This is a genomic window from Mesorhizobium sp. 43Arga, from assembly GCF_053714255.1.
This window is the reverse complement of record NZ_JBSKBO010000051.1, coordinates 1-522: the sequence shown is the minus strand read 5'-3', so window position 1 is coordinate 522 and position 522 is coordinate 1. Positions and strand designations below refer to the sequence as shown.

Here is a 522-nt window from a genome sequence, read left to right as displayed (position 1 = left end):
TGCGGGTCGGATCCAAGCATTCGTCCGGTGTCCGTCACAGAAAGTCGGGTCTCATCGGGGCTAAAGAGGTTCCTTTCGAATCCTGGGTTTGCAGCAGCGGACGGCTCATATTCGCCCCCGGGGTTGCCTCATGATGATGATCGGTGTTAATCCAGATCGAGATGAATGATCCTGCATTCATAGAAAGCTGAACGAATCCCGGGACGACGATGCCGGGCATCAGCACCTCTGTCGTCAAAAGAGCTGTTCTGCTTGACCCCATAGAACTCAACGTCCCGCGGAGCGCTCTCTGCTTCTGAAGGAAGCGATTAGGTCCGCTCGGGCTTGATCCGAGGCTTGGCTGATGGACGTTGTGGTTGCTTCGCTCAGCTGCCGCCCCATGGCGAGGCTTTGCGGATTATCAGTCCTCTCCCTCTTCGCCGGTACCAACAGCGCTGTGCAATGTTCGTTGTTGATGATCATGCCCCCGCTGCTCACGAGGTTGCTCCTGTCAAGTGTACTCGTCAGCTCGTCCTGGGCCTC

General features: G+C 56.9%; 1 protein-coding gene. It reads right to left on the bottom strand.

Annotated features, from left to right (window positions below):
* Nucleotides 1–34: 34 nt before the first annotated feature.
* The gene (locus tag ACWGS8_RS35185; RefSeq protein WP_454585210.1) at nt 35–220 is read right to left on the bottom strand and encodes a hypothetical protein; all 186 of its coding nucleotides are present in this window, start codon (nt 218–220) and stop codon (nt 35–37) included.
* Nucleotides 221–522: the final 302 nt, after the last annotated feature.